We start from the raw sequence: 16,237 nt of genomic DNA, 5'->3' as shown, positions 1-16,237 counted from the left end.
GGCCCCGCAGGCTGCCGTGCATGACCTTTTCGACGGACCCCGGGCGCGTGGTGGTGATCGGCACCGGCCTCGCCGGTACCCGGCTCGCCCGACGCCTGGGCGCTGCCGCCGTACTCATCGGCGAGGAGGCGCACGCCCCGTACAACAGGGTGCTGCTCGCCGAGGTCCTCGCGGGCAGTTACGGCGCCGACGTCATCGCGCTGCCCCGCCACACCGGAACCCACCTGCGGACCCGCGCCGTGCGTATCGACCGCGCCGAGCAGGTGGTGCGCTGCGAGGACGGCTCCGACGTCCCGTACGACACCCTCGTGCTCGCCACCGGGTCGAACCCGGTCCTGCCTCCTCTGCGCGGCCTGTTCGCGCCCGGTGCGGCTGAGCTGCCGGGCGGGGTGCACGCCTTCCGCACCATGGACGACTGCCTGGCGCTGTCGCGGGCGGTGGTTCCCGGGGTGCGCGCGGTCGTCGTCGGCGGCGGGCTCCTCGGGGTGTCCGCGGCCCGTGCGCTCGCCCGGCGCGGCGCCCAGGTGGTGCTCACGCAGCAGTCCGAGCGCCTGATGGAGCGCCAGCTCGACCCGCGGTCCTCGCGTCTCGTGCACGAGCACCTCACCGCGCGCGGCGTCGAGGTACACACGCAGTGCCGCGTACGGGGCGTGGGCGTCGTCGACGGGGCGGTCCGCAGCGTCGAGCTCGCCGACGGCTATGTACTCGGCACGGATCTGACGGTCCTCGCGTGCGGGGTGCGTCCCCGTACGGGGCTCGCACTGGCGGCGGGGCTCGACGTGCGCGAAGGGATCGTCGTCGACGACGATCTGCGCACCTCGGACCCCCGCGTCCGCGCGGTCGGGGACTGCGCCCAGCACGCGGGCCGCGTCTACGGGCTCGCGACCCCCGCCCTCGAACAGGCCGACGCGCTCGCCGAGAACCTGCTCTCCGGCCGGCGGCGCCCCTACGCGGGCACCCGCACCCTCACCCGGCTGACCCTGCCGCACGAGGCCGGGCCGCTCGACCTCGCGGCGTTCGGGGAGCCCGAGGCGCTGCCAGGTGACGACGTCGTGCAGCTCGCCGACGCGACCCGCGGCACGTACCGCAAGGTCGTCGTCCGCGGTGACCGGCTCGTCGGCGGGGTGCTGGTCGGCGAGCTCGGCACGGTCGGGGCGCTCGCCCGGGCCTGGGAGGCCGACGACCCGCTGCCCGACGACGGCGCGCCCCTGCTCCACCTGCTCACTCACGACGGAGGACTCTGAGATGCCCACCATGCCCACACTCGTCCTCGTCGGCCACGGCATGGTCGGCCAGCGCTTCCTCGAGGCCCTCGCCGAGCGCGGGCTCACGGACACGCACCGCGTCGTCGTGCTGTGCGAGGAGCCGCGCCCCGCCTACGACCGGGTCCAGCTCACCTCGTACTTCTCGGGCCGCACACCGGACGACCTCTCGCTCACGGACGCGGAGTTCATCGCCCGGCACGGCATCGAGCTGCACCTCGGGGACCCCGCCGAGCACATCGACCGCGATACGCGGACGGTCACGGCGCGCTCCGGTCTCCAGGTCACGTACGACGCCCTCGTCCTCGCGACCGGCTCCTACCCGTTCGTGCCGCCCGTGCCCGGCAAGGACGCGACGGGCTGTTTCGTGTACCGCACGATCGAGGACCTGCTCGCGATCGAGGAGTACGCGAAGAAGCACGCCACGACCGGGGCCGTGGTGGGCGGCGGGCTGCTCGGCCTGGAGGCGGCGGGTGCCCTGCGCGGCCTCGGCCTCGACACGCACGTCGTGGAGTTCGCACCGCGCCTCATGCCGGTGCAGGTCGACGAAGGCGGCGGCGCGGCCCTCCTGCGCACCATCACGGGCATGGGCCTGAGCGTCCACACGGGCGTCGGCACGCAGGAGATCCTGACCGAGGGCCCCGACGGTACGGCCGGCGCGGTGCGCGCCATGAAGCTGTCGGACGGCTCGGAACTGGCGACCGACCTGGTGGTGTTCTCGGCGGGCGTACGGCCGCGCGACCAGCTCGCCCGCGACATGGGGCTCACAGTCGGCGAACGCGGCGGCATCACCGTCGACGAGCGCTGCCGCACCAGCGACCCGGCGGTGTACGCGATCGGCGAGTGCGCGCAGGCCGTGGACGGCCGCGTGTACGGCCTGGTCGCGCCGGGCTACGAGATGGCGCAGACGGTGGCCGCCTCGATCGCGTCGGAGGAGGGGCAGTTCACCGGTGCCGACTTGTCGACGAAGCTGAAGCTGCTCGGCGTGGACGTGGCGTCGTTCGGCGACGCGCACGGCGCGGCCGACGGCTGCCTCGACGTCGTCTACTCGGACTCGCGCTCGGGCACGTACAAGAAGCTGGTCGTGGGTCCGGAGGGGGAGCTGCTCGGCGGGATCCTGGTCGGGGACGCGGAGGCGTACGGGACACTGCGCGCGCTGACCGGTTCGGTGCCGCCCGTGGCGCCCGAGCAGCTGGTGCTGCCCGCGGGGGCGGGGGCGCCGGTGGCGCTGGGCCCGGAGGCGCTGCCCGGCGACGCGGTGATCTGCTCCTGCCACAACGTCACCAAGGAAGCGATCCAGGCGCACGCCACGCTGCCCGAGGTGAAGAAGTGCACCAAGGCCGGTACGGGCTGCGGCAGCTGCGTGAAGCTGATCGGCCAGCTCCTGCCCCAGAGCGGCGACAAGGGCCTGTGCGGCTGCTTCCCGCACACGCGCGCCGAGCTGTACGAGATCGTCCGGGTCAAGCGGATCGCGTCGTACGCGGACCTGCTCGACGCGCACGGGCGTGACGGCGCGCGCGGCGGCGAGGGGTGCGAGGTCTGCAAGCCGGCCGTCGGCTCGATCATCGCCTCGCTCGCCCCGACGATCGGCGCCGAGGGCCATGTCCTCGACGGCGAGCAGGCGGCCCTCCAGGACACGAACGACCACTTCCTCGCCAACCTCCAGAAGAACGGCTCCTATTCGGTCGTGCCCCGCATCCCCGGCGGCGAGGTCACCCCGGAGAAGCTCATCGTGATCGGCGAGGTGGCCCGCGACTTCGGCCTCTACACAAAGATCACCGGAGGTCAGCGGATCGACCTGTTCGGCGCGCGGGTCGAGCAACTGCCGCTGATCTGGGCACGGTTGGTGGACGCCGGTTTCGAGTCGGGCCACGCGTACGGCAAGGCGCTGCGGACGGTGAAGTCGTGTGTGGGGCAGACGTGGTGCCGTTACGGCGTCCAGGACTCCGTGCGCATGGCGATCGACCTGGAGCTGCGGTACCGGGGTCTGCGGGCGCCGCACAAGCTGAAGTCGGCCGTGTCGGGCTGCGGGCGCGAGTGCGCGGAGGCCCAGTCGAAGGACTTCGGGGTGATCGCCACGGCCAACGGCTGGAACCTGTACGTGGGCGGCAACGGCGGCGCGACCCCACGCCACGCGGACCTCCTCGCGCAGGACCTCTCCGACGCCGAGCTGATCCGGCTGATCGACCGGTTCCTGATGTTCTACATCCGCACGGCCGACCGTCTGGAGCGCACGGCGGGCTGGCTGGAGCGGATCGAGGGCGGCCTCGACCACGTACGGGACGTCGTCGTGCACGACTCCCTCGGCCTCTGCGACGAGCTGGAGGCCCTGATGGCCGACCATGTCGCGCACTACCGCGACGAGTGGGCCGACACCCTCGACGACCCGGAGCGCCTGGAGCGCTTCGTGTCCTTCGTGAACGCGCCCGACGCCCCGGACCCGCTGGTGCGGTTCGTCCCGGAGCGCGACCAGATCAAGCCCGACCTGCCCCTGCTCTCCATCGGCTCCCGCCCCCTGGAAGGATCGGTGACGTCATGACCGTCGCTCCCGAGAAGACCGCCGTGATGGTGCAACTCCACCTGGGTGACGCCTGGTTCACGGTATGCGAGCTGGCCCGGCTGACCCCGGGCCGCGGGGTCGCGGCGCTGCTCCCCGACGGCCGGCAGGCCGCCGTGTTCCTGGACCGCTCGGGCCGCCTGTACGCGGTCGGCAACCGCGACCCGTTCACGGGCGCCGCGGTCCTCTCCCGCGGCCTGATCGGCTCGTCGCAGGGCCGCCCGTTCGTCGCGTCACCGCTGCTCAAGCAGCGCTTCGACCTGGAGAGCGGCACGTGCCTCGACGACGAGGCGTACGCGGTGGCCACGTATGCCGTACAGACGACGTCGAGCCTCGCGTGACCGGCCGCACTTCTTGACCGATCGTTCTAGTTACGCCTAGTCTCCTTTCCCTGGCCAGGACCAAGGAATTCGATCCGGACGCCGCACTCCAGTCGGCCCTGGAGCTGTTCTGGCGGCGCGGCTACGAGGCGACGTCGATGGCGGACCTCGTCGACCATCTCGGCATCGGCCGCGCCAGCATCTACGCGACCTTCGGCAACAAGCACGAGCTGTACCTGAAGGCCATGGACCGGTACGCCGAGTCCGCCGACGCGGCCATCCTCGCGGACCTGTCGGCCGGCGGCCCCGCGCTGCCGGCCGTGCGCGGGCTCGTCCGGCGCTTCGCCGCCGAGGCGACGGCCGACGAACGGCGCCTGACCGGCTGCTTCGTCACCAATACGGCGACGGAGCTGGCCCCGCACGACACGGCCGCCGCACGCCGCGTGGAACGCAGCTGGGAGCACATCGAGACGCTGCTGCACGCCACGCTCACCCGGGCGCGGGCCCAGGGCGAGCTGCCCGCCGACCGCGACCCCCGGGCACTCGCCCGTCTGCTGCTCGTCCTGATGCAGGGCATGCGCGTCGTCGGCAAGGCATCGCCGGACCCGGCGCGCGTACGGGACGCGGCGGAGCAGGCGCTCGGCCTCCTGGACCGAGCGGCTGCGCCAGAGAGCTTCTGAGCGAGCGAGGGGCCGCCCCTGATCCACCCATGGACTCTTCCGCATGCCCACATACTGAACCAATCGTTCTGGAAATGCCTGATCCACCGCCCGGCCCACCACCCAAGGAGCCCTTCATGTCCCGCAGTCGCTTCGCCGGTAAGAGCGTCCTCGTCACCGGTGCCGGAACCGGGCTCGGGCGGGCCATCGCGCTCGCCTTCGCCGCAGAAGGCGCGCGCGTCGTCGTCGCCGGACGGACCCGCGCCACCCTCGACGCGACCGTGGACCTCATCGAAGCGGCGGGCGGCACCGCCGTCGCGCACACCGCCGACGTGAGCCGGGCCGGAGACCTTCAGGACCTGGTGCGCGCCATCGTCGAGCGGTTCGGGTCGCTCGACGTCGCCGTGAACAACGCCGGCGTCTTCCGCGGCGCGGGCCCCGTCGCCGAACTCGCGTCCGGTGACTGGCAGATGATGCTCGACATCAACGTCACCGGCGTGCTTCTCGCCCTCCAGGCCGAGGTCGCGCAGATGCGGACGCAGGAGCGCGGCGGCGCGATCGTCAACATCTCCTCCAACCTCGGCCCCCACAAGTCCCGGGCGGGCGTGACCGGTTACGCCGTGTCGAAGGCGGCCGTCTCCGCCCTGACCAGGGGCGCGGCCCTCGACCACATCGGTGACGGGGTCCGTGTCAACGCGGTGAGCCCGGGCCCCTCCGCGACCGCCATGTCCCTGCTCCCCGGCGAGACCGAGGCCGAGCGGGCCGTCCGTATGAAGGAGCAGTCACCGCTCGGCCGGGTCTCGGCGCCGGACGAGGTAGCCGCCGCCGTGCTGTACCTGGCGTCCGAGGACGCCGCGTCCGTGGTCGGCGCCGACCTGGTGATCGACGGCGGCTCGGCCGCATAGCCCGTAGAGAGAGGGGGTGGGGTCAGTCGTCGATGCCCGAGCGTTCCACCCCCGCCACGATCCACCGCTGGAAGAACAGGAACACCACGAGCAGCGGCACGATCGACACGGCCGCCGCGATGAACAGCTCGTGGAGCCGCACCACTTGGGCCGTGGTGAAGGACGACAGTGCCACCTGGACGGTCCACGCGTTGCGGTCCTGGCCGATGACCAGGGGCCACAGGAACGAGTTCCACGCGCCGATGAAGACGATGGTGCCGACGGCCGCGAAAACGGGCCGGGAGTTGGGCACGACCACCCGCCAGTACGTACGCCAGTAGCCGAGCCCGTCGACGCGCGCCGCGTCCTCCAGCTCCCCCGGAAAACCGAGGAAGTACTGGCGGAAGACGAAGCACGCGAACGCGGAGAACAGGGTCGGGACGATCAGGCCGCGCAGTGTCGAGATCCAGCCCAGTGACGAGACGAGCACGAAGCTCGGCACGAAGGTGACCGCGGCCGGGACCATCAGGGTGCCGAGGATCGCGTAGAAGACCTTGTTCGCGTGCCGGTACGGGATGCGGGCCAGGCCGTAGCCGGCGAGCGAGGCGAGGAGCAGGGTGCCGAGCGTCGTCGCAACCGCGATGAGCGCGGAGTTGAGCAGCGAGCGGGCGTAGGGGACGGACGTGTCGGCGAAGAGTTCCCGCACGTTTCCCCAGCGCAGCGAGGACGGGAAGAACGTCCACTCGGGCGAGGTGATGTCGCTCTCTGCCGCGAGCCCGTTGCGTACCAGGAGGTAGAAAGGGATCAGGAACAGGAGCGCCAGCGCGATCAGCAGGGCGAGGCGCAGGGCGCGGCCGGCCCTGACCCGGGATTCGTCCCTCACTGTGCCTCCTTGCGGCCGAGGCCGAACCACTTGGCCTGCCCTACCGTCACCACCGCGATGATCAGCGCGAGCAGCACCGCGCCCGCACTGCCGAGCCCGAGGTTCTGCCCCTGGCCGAGCGCCGTGTAGTAGAGGTAGACGAGCGGGGGCCTGGCGTACGGCGGATAGCCGCGGGCGTCCGAGAGCAGGTTGTAGAACTCGTCGAAGGCCTGGAAGGCGTTGATGACGAGAAGCAGGACGACCGCCACGGAGGTGGCCCGCAGCTGCGGGAACGTGATGTGCCGGAAGACCTGCCAGCCGGGCCGCGCCCCGTCGACGGCCGCCGCCTCGTAGAGGGTGGGGCTGATGCGCTGGAGCCCCGCGAGGAACAGCACCATGTAGAAGCCGGCCTGGAGCCAGAGCCGTACGGTGACGATGACGGCCCAGTACCAGGGCGGGTCGGTCGTCGACAGCCAGGCGATCTGGTCACCGCCGAACCAGCCGAGGACGGTGTTGGCGAGCCCGAACCGCACCCCGTTGAAGATCGACATCTTCCAGATCAGGGCCGCCACCACGTAGGAACAGGCGGCGGGCAGGAAGAAGACCGAGCGGAAGAACGCCTGGGCGCGGCGCTGCCGGTTCACCATCAGGGCGAGGGCGAGCGAGAGCGCGTAGGTCGCGGGCACGATGAAGAGCGAGAAGACGAGGAAGGTCCACAGGCTGTCGGTGAAGGCCTCGTTCTTCAGCATCGCCGTGTAGTTGCCGAGGCCGACGAAGTCGCTCGGGGTGACGGTGTTGTGCGCGTCGAAGAAGCTGAGGTAGACGCTCCAGCCGAGCGGGATGTACGTGAAGACGCCGAGGCCGAGGAGGAAGGGCCCGACGAAGATCCAGAACCAGAGGGTGCGGTTCTGGACTCCGGCCCACTTCCGTGCCGTGCCGCCCTGCCCGCCGCCTCTCTGCCGAGGGATCGCCTGGCGGCGGCCCTCTTGCCGCAGGCTCACTTCTTCTTCACGCGGTCGAGCTCGGCCGACACCTTCCGCACGACTCCCTTGAGCTCGCTGTCCGGGCTCGCGCCGTCCTTGATGATGCGGCTCAGGGCATCCTGGTACGCGGTCTGGCTCGCGGGTGTCCACCTCAAGGGCTGGGCGAAGCCGTGGTCGGTCGTGAAGCGGACGGCGTCGGCCGCCGCGCCCTTCCGCAGCTTCGCGGCCTTCTTCGCCAGCGAGATACGGGCCGGGATGTGGAAGCCGTACGAGAGGGCGAAGTCCTCCTGGTATTCGGTGCGGTCGATCCACAGCCACCTGAGGTAGTCCTTCGCGGCCTGCTGGTGCTCGCCACGGGTGGAGACCGCCGCGCCGTATGCGCCGACCGGCACCGACGGCCTGCCCGCGCCGTCCTTCGGGAAGGGCAGGACGCCGAAGTCGTCGCCGAGCTCCTTCTGCACGGTGGGCAGCGCCCACAGGCCGGACCACTGCATGGCGGTCAGGCCCTGGACGAACGCCGACGGGTCGGACCAGTCGGAGGGCGCGCCCAGGAGCAGCGACTTGTCGGCGTACAGCTGGTGGATCTTGCCGAGGGCTCGCGCGGCGGCCGGGTCGTCGAAGCCGACCTTGCCGTCCTCGGTGACGAGTTCGAGGCCGGCCGCGTACAGAGGCGTACCGCCGAGGACGCCCGCGCCGCCGTCGTTGCCGAGGAAGAGGCCCTTCGCCTTCTTCGAGGTGAGTTTCTTCGCGGCGTCCACGAGCTCGTCGAGCGTCTCCGGCGGCTCGACGCCCGCGTCGGCGAGCAGGCTCTTGCGGTAGTAGAGCATCTGCATGTCGATGACCTGCGGGATCGCCCAGATCCTGCCGTCGTACGTCTTCGGAGCGAGGACCGCCGGGTTGAAGTCGTCCTTGACCCCCTCGAACAGGCCGGTGAGGTCGGCGGTCTGCTTGCCCTGGATCTGGTCGAGGGTGGGCCCGTTGACCTCGAAGACGTCGGGGCCCGAGTCGGTGAGGAGCGCGGCGGCGGTCTGCTCGTCGTAGTTGCCCGGCCGCCACTGGACGGTGACGCGCGCCTTGTCGTACGCGGCGGCGTACTTCTTCACGGCCTGCTCGGTGCCCTGCTCGCCGTACTGGTGGTACCACTGCGAAAGCTCCGGCCCGCCGCCCGAGCCTCCATCGTCCCGGCCCGTGTTGGAGCCGCACGCGGTGAGCAGCCCCAGCGCGGCGCCGGTCCCGAGCAGTCCCCTGCGGCTGATGGTCATTGATCGTCCCCCTGCTTCTCGCTGCTCTTGAACGCCGGCTTCTTTCGGCGTCCACGGATTCCGACGGCCCAACGATCAACCATGCGGCCGGATTACGACAGAGGGACTACAGCCGTATGTCGGCCCTCCCGTCAGCACGGCGTCAACATGCGCGGCCGCTGGATCAGCGACGCGTCAAGAGTGCTGACCTGGGGCGCCGCACGGGCTTACGGTGCGCTGCATGGGACGAGACACGAGGGCGGGATCCCGCGGGCGGGCGGCGGCGCCGGCTTCGCAGGACACGGTGGTGCGGGACCGGCGGTGGGCCGCCGATCTGCGGGCGGCGGTGTTCTGCGCGCTCACGCTGTTCTGCCTGATCCTGGTGATCGACACGGCCAACGGCACGCTCAGCGCGGCGCGGGTCGGGCTGTGGGCGGGGCTCTCGGCGCTGCTGCACGCCGTGCTGCATCCGCCGCTGGTCAGCGCGGGTCCCGGCTGGCTCGCCGTGCGCGGCGTCTGGGGCACACGGCGGGTCTGCACGGACCTGCTCACGTCGGTGCGCCACAGCGACGGGGTGACGCCGCGGCTCGTGCTGCGGGACGCGCTCGGCGGGCGCGTCGAGCTGGACCCGAAGGTGCTCACCGACAACCCCGTCGTCTGGCACCGCCTGGAGACGGGCGCGCGCCGGGCCCGCGCGAACGGGCTGCTCCGCTGCGGCACCCCGGTCGTCGACCGCCTCGCGGCCCGCATCGACGGCGACGCGGCCCGCGCGGTGTTCGAGGCCTCGGAGCTGGACTAGGGCCTCCGGCGCGGAAAGGCCCTGGTGGTTCGCCCTAGAACGTCACGCCCGTCAGCTGTTCCGACGCCGCCCACAGCCGCTCCCCCGCCACGTCGTCGAGGGTCCGCCCGGCCCGCCACGACTTCGCGGGCGCCCCGCGCCACATCATCAGGGACGGCCCGGTGAACGAGTCCGGGCGCACACCGGGTGCCGTCGCCGCGTACAGCGTGGGCAGCGCGCCCGCCTCGGCGGGCTGGGCGATGACCCGGTTGCCCAGCTCGACGACCCGCTCGACGGCCTTGCGGCCCTCCATGCGCACGCCCTGCGTCGCGAGGTTCGTGGACGCGTACCCCGGGTGCGCGGACGCCGCTACGACGTCGGACCCGCGCGCCGCCAGCTTGCGCGCCAGCTCGTGGATGAACAGCAGGTTCGCCGTCTTGGAACGGCCGTACGCGATCCAGCGCCGGTAGCGGCGCTCGCTGTTGAGGTCCGCGATGTCGATGTCCGAGAGGACGTGGAACATGCTGGAGACGCTGACGACGCGGGCGCCGGGTGTGTCGAGGAGCCGGGGCAGGAGCAGCCCGGTCAGCGCGAAGTGGCCGAGGTGGTTGACGCCGAACTGCGTCTCGAAGCCGTCGGCGGTCCGCCCGAGGGGCAGCGCCATCACGCCCGCGTTGTTGATCAGCAGGTCGAGCCGCTCCCCGCTGCCGCGCGCTCCGGCGAACTTCCGCACGGACGACAGGTCGCCCAGGTCGAGCTGCTCGAACTCGGCCTGCGCGCCCGGCACTTCGGAGCGCAGCCGGTCGAGGGCGGCCGTGCCCCGCTCCTCACTGCGGCAGGCGAGGACGACGTGGGCGCCCTTGCGGGCCAGCTCGCGTGCCGTGATGTAGCCGATGCCGCTGTTGGCGCCGGTCACCACGGCCGTGCGGCCGCTCTGGTCGGGGATGTCGCTCGCGTTCCAGCCGGTCATGGCTGTGCTCCCTGGACGAGGGGATACGGGGGTGCCCGACTGTACTTACCGGCCAGTAGATGCGGAACCCCGCACCCCCGTTTCCCCTCTCGGAGTGCTCAGCCCCGCACTTCGAACCGGTAGAGCGAGTAGCCGTACGTCGTCTGCCGCTTCACCCCGAGCATCCGCACCCGCCGCGCCTGAACGGCGTCGAGGTCGACCGTGTCCACCCCGGCCGTGGTGCGGTCGCGGCGCGCGGCGACGGTGCGCCAGGACGAGCCGGTGGCGTCGGCGGAGACCTGGAGGTCGTAGTCCCGTCCCGCGGCCGTCTCCCAGTCGAGGACGATCCGCCGCACGGTCCGGGTCTGCTCCAGGTCGACCTCGATCCACTCGCCGTCGGTGTACTTCGACGCCCAGCGGGTGCCCGGGTCTCCGTCGGTGGCGTTGGGCGCGGTGAGCGTGGCCGTCTCGGCGGAGGACGCGGTGGTGGGGCGGCCGAGCGCCAGGTCGGGGATGTCGTACGCCTGGAGGCTCCACACCGAGTAGCGCGTGCTCGCGCGCTCCCGGCCGCGCAGGCGTACATGGCGCGCGCTGGTCGCCGGGAAGCCGAGTTCGTCCCAGCCCGCGCGGTCGCGGCCGGTGCGCTCGGCGACGGTGCGCCATGCGCCGCCGTCGTCGGAGACCTCGACGGCGTACGCGGTGCCGTGCTCCGGCCCCCATTCGACGCGCACGCGCTGTACCGGCCGGCTGTGCCCGAGGTCGACGGCCAGCCAGGGAGCGCGCTCGCGGCCGCTGGTCCACCGGGTGACCGGGCTGCCGTCGGTGGCGTACGCGGGGCGGGATCCCGCTGCCGTGGAGGAGGCGGTGGCGGGGGCGTCCAGGGAGATCTGGTCGGGTTCGGCGAGGGCGGGCGTGAGGGTGGTGAGCCCGGGTCCGGCGATCCCACGCCGCAGCTCGGCCGTGAAGTCGCGGTAGCTCAGGCCCGCTCCGGACCCGCTCCACATCTTCTGAGCGAGCGTGCCGAAGGTCTTCTCGACCAGCCCGTGGACGGCCTGCTGGGTGTACGTGGCGTGCACGAGGTCGTTCCACACGGCGGACATGGCGCCGCGCAGCTTCGGGTCGTGCGGCTGGAGGCTCTGGTCGCCGGGGAAGACGTGCGGGGCCCAGCTCTCGTACAGGTAGGGGCCGTCGAGGCCGAGCGGGTGGTAGTAGGTGGCGAACGGGACGATGTAGAGGAGCCCGTCGTTCGTGTTGACGATCTCGTAGCCGTCGGCGGTGGCGGCCTTGGGCCCGTACCAGCCGTTGTTCCAGCTGTGGATGGTGACGTCGCGGTCGTAGCCGGAGGTGCCGGAGGGCGCCATCTCGGTGAGGCTGCCCCAGGCGCGGGGGTGTTTGCCGAGGGTGCGCAGGTGGGCGGCCATCGCGTTGAAGTAGCCGCGGTACTGCTCCTCGGGGCCGGTGTACTCGTCGGCGCCGTAGTGGATCTCGGGGCTGCGGAACCAGGGCGCGAACTCGTCGAAGACCTTCTTCATGAAGGCCGTCGTCTCCGGCTTGGCGAGGTCGAGGTGGTCGGAGTTGCCGCCCTTCAGGCCGAGTTCGGGGCGGAAGCGCACGAAGGAGCGGGCGTGCGCGGGCGCGTCGATCTCGGGGGTGAGCTGGACGGCGTGGGCGGCCGCGGTGTCCTCGAAGGAGTCCCAGTCCCCCCGCGAGTACGAGCCGTCGGGCGCGGCGAGCCCGGCCCATTCGGGCTTGTCGCTGCGCAGCCGGAACGCGTCATAGGCCTTGGACCAGTCGCCGCCGGCCGGGCTGATCTCGTTGTCGTTCAGATGCAGTTGCAGGTCGTTGAGCTTGAACCAGCCCATCAGGCGCAGCTGGTCGCGGATGAAGCCCGGGGTGAAGAAACGGCGGCCCGCGTCCAGCATGAAGCCGCGCAGCCGGTAGTCGGGCCAGTCGTGCGCGGTGCCGGTGGGCAGTTCGCGGCGCCCGTCGGAGCGCAGGAGGATCTGCAGGACCGAGCGGGTTCCGTAGTAGAGGCCGGTGCGGGTGGGTGCGGTGACCGTGATGGCGGCCGCGGTGACGCTGAGGGTGTAACCCTCCTCGGTGTACCGGTCGCCGCCGGGCGCGTGCCGGTCGGCCGGGTCGAGGACGAGCCGCAGGCCGCCACGCACTCCGCGGCCGGCGCGGGGAGCGCCGGGCCTGATGCCGGTGACCTCTTCGATCTCGTCGGCGAACTGCCGGGCGAGCGCCAGGAGTTCACTCGTTTTCGCGGCCTGTACGACGATCGGCGCGCCCGCTTCGAGCCGGTAGCGGCCCGTGGATCCGGCCCAGTTCTGGAGGGCGGGGATGACGACGGGGCGTTCGTTGGCCGCGTTCCCGCCCGCGGCCCGCGCGGCGGCGGACCCGAGCCCGAGCGGCAGGGCGGTGACCGCCGAGGTCACCGCGAGGGCGGTGACGAACGAGCGGCGTGACAGACGCGGTGAAGTCGAACCGTTACTCGGAGGCATGCATTGGACTACACCACTTGCCTTCCGGGCCTCACAAGGGAACGGACATCACAGAACTCCCAAGAGCGGCCGCCCCCGCCCACACGACTTCCAAGAGCGCCCGCCCCGCCCACACGAAAGGGCGGCACCCCCCGCACAAGGGGTACCGCCCTCTCCTTCGGTGCACCGGAGCCGCTGCCTTTCGTGAGGGTCGGGCACCCAGACAACGGCTCCGGAGTTTTGCGGACCGGTTCCTACCGGTGGTCGCTGCCCGTCGACGTCGACGCGGCACGGCCGGCCTCGAGGCGGGCGACCGGGATACGGAACGGCGAGCAGGAGACGTAGTCCAGGCCGACCTCGTGGAAGAAGTGGACCGACTCCGGGTCACCGCCGTGCTCGCCGCAGACGCCGAGCTTGAGGTCGGGCCGCGTGGCGCGGCCGGCCTCCACGGCGTTGCGTACGAGGCTGCCGACGCCGTCCTTGTCGATGGTCTCGAACGGCGAGACCCCGAAGATGCCCTTCTCCAGGTATGCCGTGAAGAACGAGGCCTCCACGTCGTCGCGGGAGAAGCCCCAGACGGTCTGCGTCAGGTCGTTCGTGCCGAAGGAGAAGAACTCCGCGGCCTCGGCGATCTGCCCGGCCGTCAGCGCGGCGCGCGGCAGCTCGATCATCGTGCCGAGCGCCAGCTTCAGCTCGACGCCGGTCTGCTCCTGCACCTCGGCGATGACCTGCTCGGCCTCCTCGCGGACGATCTCCAGCTCCTGGACGGTGCCCACGAGCGGAATCATGATCTCGGCGCGCGGGTCGCCCTTGGCGTTCTTGCGCTCCGCGGCGGCCTCGGCGATGGCCCGTACCTGCATGGCGAACAGGCCCGGGATCACGAGGCCGAGACGGACACCGCGCAGGCCCAGCATCGGGTTCTGCTCGTGCAGGCGGTGCACGGCCTGGAGGAGGCGCAGGTCGTTCTCGTTGGCGTCCTGGCGGGACTCGGCGAGGGCGACGCGCACCGACAGCTCGGTGATGTCGGGCAGGAACTCGTGCAGCGGCGGGTCGAGCAGGCGCACCGTCACCGGGAGCCCGTCCATCGCCTCGAACAGCTCGACGAAGTCCTTCTTCTGGAGCGGCAGGAGCTCCTTGAGGGCCTCCTCGCGCTCCGTGTCCGTGTCGGCGAGGATCAGGTGCTCGACCATCTCGCGGCGCTCACCGAGGAACATGTGCTCGGTGCGGCACAGGCCGATGCCCTGCGCGCCGAAGCGGCGGGCGCGCAGCGCGTCCTCGGCGTTGTCCGCGTTGGCGCGCACCCGCAGCCGGCGGACGCGGTCCGCGTACGCCATGATCCGGTGCACGGCGCCGACGAGCTCGTCGGCGTCGTCGGCGCCGGCGTGCATGCGGCCCTCGAAGTACTCGACGACCGGGGACGGGACGACCGGTACCTCACCGAGGTAGACCTTGCCGGTGGAGCCGTCGATGGAGACGACGTCGCCCTCCTCGATGACCTGCCCGCCGACCGTCATCCGGCGGCGCTTGGTGTCGACCTCGAGGTCCTCGGCGCCGCAGACACAGGTCTTGCCCATGCCGCGGGCGACGACGGCGGCGTGCGACGTCTTGCCGCCGCGCGAGGTGAGGATGCCCTCGGCGGCGATCATGCCGTCGAGGTCGTCGGGGTTGGTCTCGCGGCGGATCAGGATGACCTTCTCGCCCGAACGCGACCACTTGACGGCGGTGTACGAGTCGAAGACGGCCTTGCCGACCGCTGCGCCCGGCGAGGCGGCGATGCCGCGGCCGATCTTCTCGACCTTCGCGTTCTCGTCGAAGCGCGGGAACATCAGCTGCGCGAGCTGGGCGCCCGTGACGCGCTGGAGCGCCTCGGCCTCGTCGATGAGTCCCTGGTCGACGAGCTGCGTCGCGATGCGGAAGGCGGCACCGGCGGTGCGCTTGCCGACGCGGGTCTGCAGCATCCACAGCTGGCCGCGCTCGATCGTGAACTCGATGTCGCAGAGATCCCTGTAGTGGGTCTCGAGCGTCTCCATGATCTGCATGAGCTGGTCGTACGACTTCTTGTCGATCGACTCGAGCTCGGCGAGCGGGACGGTGTTGCGGATACCCGCGACGACGTCCTCGCCCTGCGCGTTCTGGAGGTAGTCGCCGTACACACCCTGGTGGCCGGAGGCGGGGTCGCGGGTGAAGGCGACGCCGGTGCCGGAGTCGGGGCCGAGGTTGCCGAAGACCATGGAACAGATGTTGACCGCGGTGCCGAGGTTGCCGGGGATGCGCTCCTGGCGGCGGTAGAGCTTGGCGCGGTCGGTGTTCCAGGAGTCGAAGACCGCGTGGATGGCGAGGTCCATCTGCTCGCGCGGGTCCTGCGGGAAGTCCCGGCCGGCCTCGGTCTTCACGATCTTCTTGAAGCGGGTGACCAGCTTCTTGAGGTCGGAGGCGTCGAGGTCGGTGTCGACCGTGACCTTCTTGGCGGCCTTGGCCTTGTCGAGGGCGTCCTCGAAGAGCTCTCCGTCGACGTCCAGGACGGTCTTGCCGAACATCTGGATGAGGCGGCGGTAGGAGTCCCACGCGAACCGCTCGTCGCCGGACTGCTTGACCAGGCCGAGGACGGACTTGTCGGAGAGTCCGATGTTGAGGACGGTGTCCATCATGCCGGGCATGGAGAACTTCGCGCCCGAACGGACCGACACCAGAAGGGGGTTGTCGGCCTGGCCGAGCTTCTTGCCCATCTTCTGCTCGAGGGCGTCGAGGTGCGCACTCACCTCGTCACGCAGTGCCACCGGCTCATCGCCACTGTCGAGGTAGACCTTGCAGGCCTCAGTGGTGATGACGAAGCCGGGAGGAACCGGGAGACCGAGGTTGGTCATCTCCGCGAGGTTCGCCCCCTTCCCGCCGAGGAGGTCCTTGAGGTCCTTGTTTCCCTCGGTGAAGTCGTAAACGAACTTCACTACGTGGGGATCCTTGTTTTCCGACACGGGTCTCGACTCCTCGATGACTCGGTGGCTGCCCTGACGGCGAGGAACATACCCAGATCGAAGGCATCTGGGTACGTCCACTTGTGCGTCATACGGCCGTAACCACCCGTCCGCCGCTAGATCGAAAGTAACTAACGGGCGGCGACACCCAGGGCCTTGTCTTCATTTCTTGAAGACACAACCCCCGTAGACCCCGAATATCGCTCACGTGAGCGCACTACACACTCAGGTGAGTTCAAGTTGTAAATGATCGAACAGTGGCACTCAGTGCCATGCCTTAGAAATGT

Annotated in this window: 12 protein-coding genes; 6 read left to right on the top strand and 6 right to left on the bottom strand. The window is 71.0% G+C overall.

Features of this window, described 5'->3' with window-relative positions:
- Nucleotides 1-20 precede the first annotated feature (20 nt).
- The 5 genes from OG574_RS30730 (at nucleotide 21) to OG574_RS30710 (ending at nucleotide 5,703) form a co-directional block, all read left to right on the top strand.
- The gene (locus tag OG574_RS30730) at nucleotides 21-1,244 is read left to right on the top strand and encodes an NAD(P)/FAD-dependent oxidoreductase (RefSeq protein ID WP_326775844.1); all 1,224 of its coding nucleotides are present in this window, start codon (nucleotides 21-23) and stop codon (nucleotides 1,242-1,244) included.
- A 1-nt stretch (nucleotide 1,245) separates the two neighbouring features.
- A complete protein-coding gene (nirB, locus tag OG574_RS30725; RefSeq protein ID WP_326775843.1) occupies nucleotides 1,246-3,801 on the top strand; it encodes a nitrite reductase large subunit NirB in 2,556 nt (851 codons plus the stop codon).
- Nucleotides 3,798-4,160, top strand: coding sequence for a nitrite reductase small subunit NirD (gene nirD, locus OG574_RS30720; protein WP_326775842.1), 363 nt, complete (start codon nucleotides 3,798-3,800; stop codon nucleotides 4,158-4,160). The genes nirB and nirD overlap by 4 nt, the downstream gene beginning before the upstream one ends.
- Nucleotides 4,161-4,210: 50 nt before the next feature.
- A complete protein-coding gene (locus tag OG574_RS30715) occupies nucleotides 4,211-4,819 on the top strand; it encodes a TetR/AcrR family transcriptional regulator (protein ID WP_326778682.1) in 609 nt (202 codons plus the stop codon).
- A 116-nt stretch (nucleotides 4,820-4,935) separates the two neighbouring features.
- Nucleotides 4,936-5,703, top strand: a complete 768-nt coding sequence (locus OG574_RS30710) for an SDR family NAD(P)-dependent oxidoreductase (protein ID WP_326775841.1) — start codon at nucleotides 4,936-4,938, stop codon at nucleotides 5,701-5,703.
- Between the two features lie 22 nt (nucleotides 5,704-5,725).
- On the opposite strand, the gene OG574_RS30705 is transcribed toward OG574_RS30710, so the two are convergent.
- The 3 genes from OG574_RS30705 to OG574_RS30695 are packed head-to-tail and all read right to left on the bottom strand — an operon-like array spanning nucleotide 5,726 to nucleotide 8,789.
- Nucleotides 5,726-6,565, bottom strand: coding sequence for a carbohydrate ABC transporter permease (locus OG574_RS30705; RefSeq protein WP_326775840.1), 840 nt, complete (start codon nucleotides 6,563-6,565; stop codon nucleotides 5,726-5,728).
- Nucleotides 6,562-7,512, bottom strand: a complete 951-nt coding sequence (locus OG574_RS30700; protein WP_326778681.1) for a carbohydrate ABC transporter permease — start codon at nucleotides 7,510-7,512, stop codon at nucleotides 6,562-6,564. Before OG574_RS30700 ends, OG574_RS30705 begins: the two co-directional genes overlap by 4 nt.
- A gap of 29 nt (nucleotides 7,513-7,541) precedes the next feature.
- Nucleotides 7,542-8,789 (bottom strand): ABC transporter substrate-binding protein, encoded by a 1,248-nt coding sequence (locus tag OG574_RS30695; RefSeq protein WP_326775839.1) that lies wholly within the window; start codon nucleotides 8,787-8,789, stop codon nucleotides 7,542-7,544.
- Nucleotides 8,790-9,009: 220 nt separating this feature from the next.
- Here OG574_RS30695 and OG574_RS30690 point away from each other — a divergent pair, with 220 nt between their 5' ends.
- Nucleotides 9,010-9,567, top strand: coding sequence for a hypothetical protein (locus tag OG574_RS30690; protein ID WP_100591853.1), 558 nt, complete (start codon nucleotides 9,010-9,012; stop codon nucleotides 9,565-9,567).
- Between the two features lie 34 nt (nucleotides 9,568-9,601).
- Here OG574_RS30690 and OG574_RS30685 read toward each other — a convergent pair whose 3' ends face one another.
- The 3 genes from OG574_RS30685 to ppdK all read right to left on the bottom strand — a co-directional run bounded on the left by OG574_RS30685 (nucleotide 9,602) and on the right by ppdK (nucleotide 15,950).
- Complete coding sequence (locus tag OG574_RS30685) at nucleotides 9,602-10,516, bottom strand: oxidoreductase (RefSeq protein WP_326775838.1); 915 nt, start codon at nucleotides 10,514-10,516, stop codon at nucleotides 9,602-9,604.
- Between the two features lie 98 nt (nucleotides 10,517-10,614).
- Nucleotides 10,615-12,999: a galactose-binding domain-containing protein gene (locus tag OG574_RS30680; RefSeq protein ID WP_326775837.1), complete on the bottom strand. Its 2,385-nt coding sequence runs from the start codon at nucleotides 12,997-12,999 to the stop codon at nucleotides 10,615-10,617.
- 233 nt (nucleotides 13,000-13,232) lie between these two features.
- Nucleotides 13,233-15,950, bottom strand: coding sequence for a pyruvate, phosphate dikinase (ppdK, locus tag OG574_RS30675; protein ID WP_100591850.1), 2,718 nt, complete (start codon nucleotides 15,948-15,950; stop codon nucleotides 13,233-13,235).
- Nucleotides 15,951-16,237 lie beyond the last annotated feature (287 nt).

The organism is Streptomyces sp. NBC_01445 (genome assembly GCF_035918235.1).
Classification (GTDB): Bacteria; Actinomycetota; Actinomycetes; order Streptomycetales; family Streptomycetaceae; genus Streptomyces.
Note: the sequence above shows the minus strand (reverse complement) of the source record. Positions and strands in the feature narration are given on the sequence as shown.

Bases quoted from the DNA above. Each gene is read 5' to 3' on its own strand.
- OG574_RS30685 (WP_326775838.1), bottom strand. From the start codon at position 10,516: ATGACCGGCTGGAACGCGAGCGACATCCCCGACCAGAGCGGCCGCACG.
- OG574_RS30730 (WP_326775844.1), top strand. From the start codon at position 21: ATGACCTTTTCGACGGACCCCGGGCGCGTGGTGGTGATCGGCACCGGC.
- OG574_RS30695 (WP_326775839.1), bottom strand. From the start codon at position 8,789: ATGACCATCAGCCGCAGGGGACTGCTCGGGACCGGCGCCGCGCTGGGG.
- OG574_RS30680 (WP_326775837.1), bottom strand. From the start codon at position 12,999: ATGCCTCCGAGTAACGGTTCGACTTCACCGCGTCTGTCACGCCGCTCG.
- OG574_RS30710 (WP_326775841.1), top strand. From the start codon at position 4,936: ATGTCCCGCAGTCGCTTCGCCGGTAAGAGCGTCCTCGTCACCGGTGCC.
- nirB (WP_326775843.1), top strand. From the start codon at position 1,246: ATGCCCACCATGCCCACACTCGTCCTCGTCGGCCACGGCATGGTCGGC.
- OG574_RS30690 (WP_100591853.1), top strand. From the start codon at position 9,010: ATGGGACGAGACACGAGGGCGGGATCCCGCGGGCGGGCGGCGGCGCCG.
- nirD (WP_326775842.1), top strand. From the start codon at position 3,798: ATGACCGTCGCTCCCGAGAAGACCGCCGTGATGGTGCAACTCCACCTG.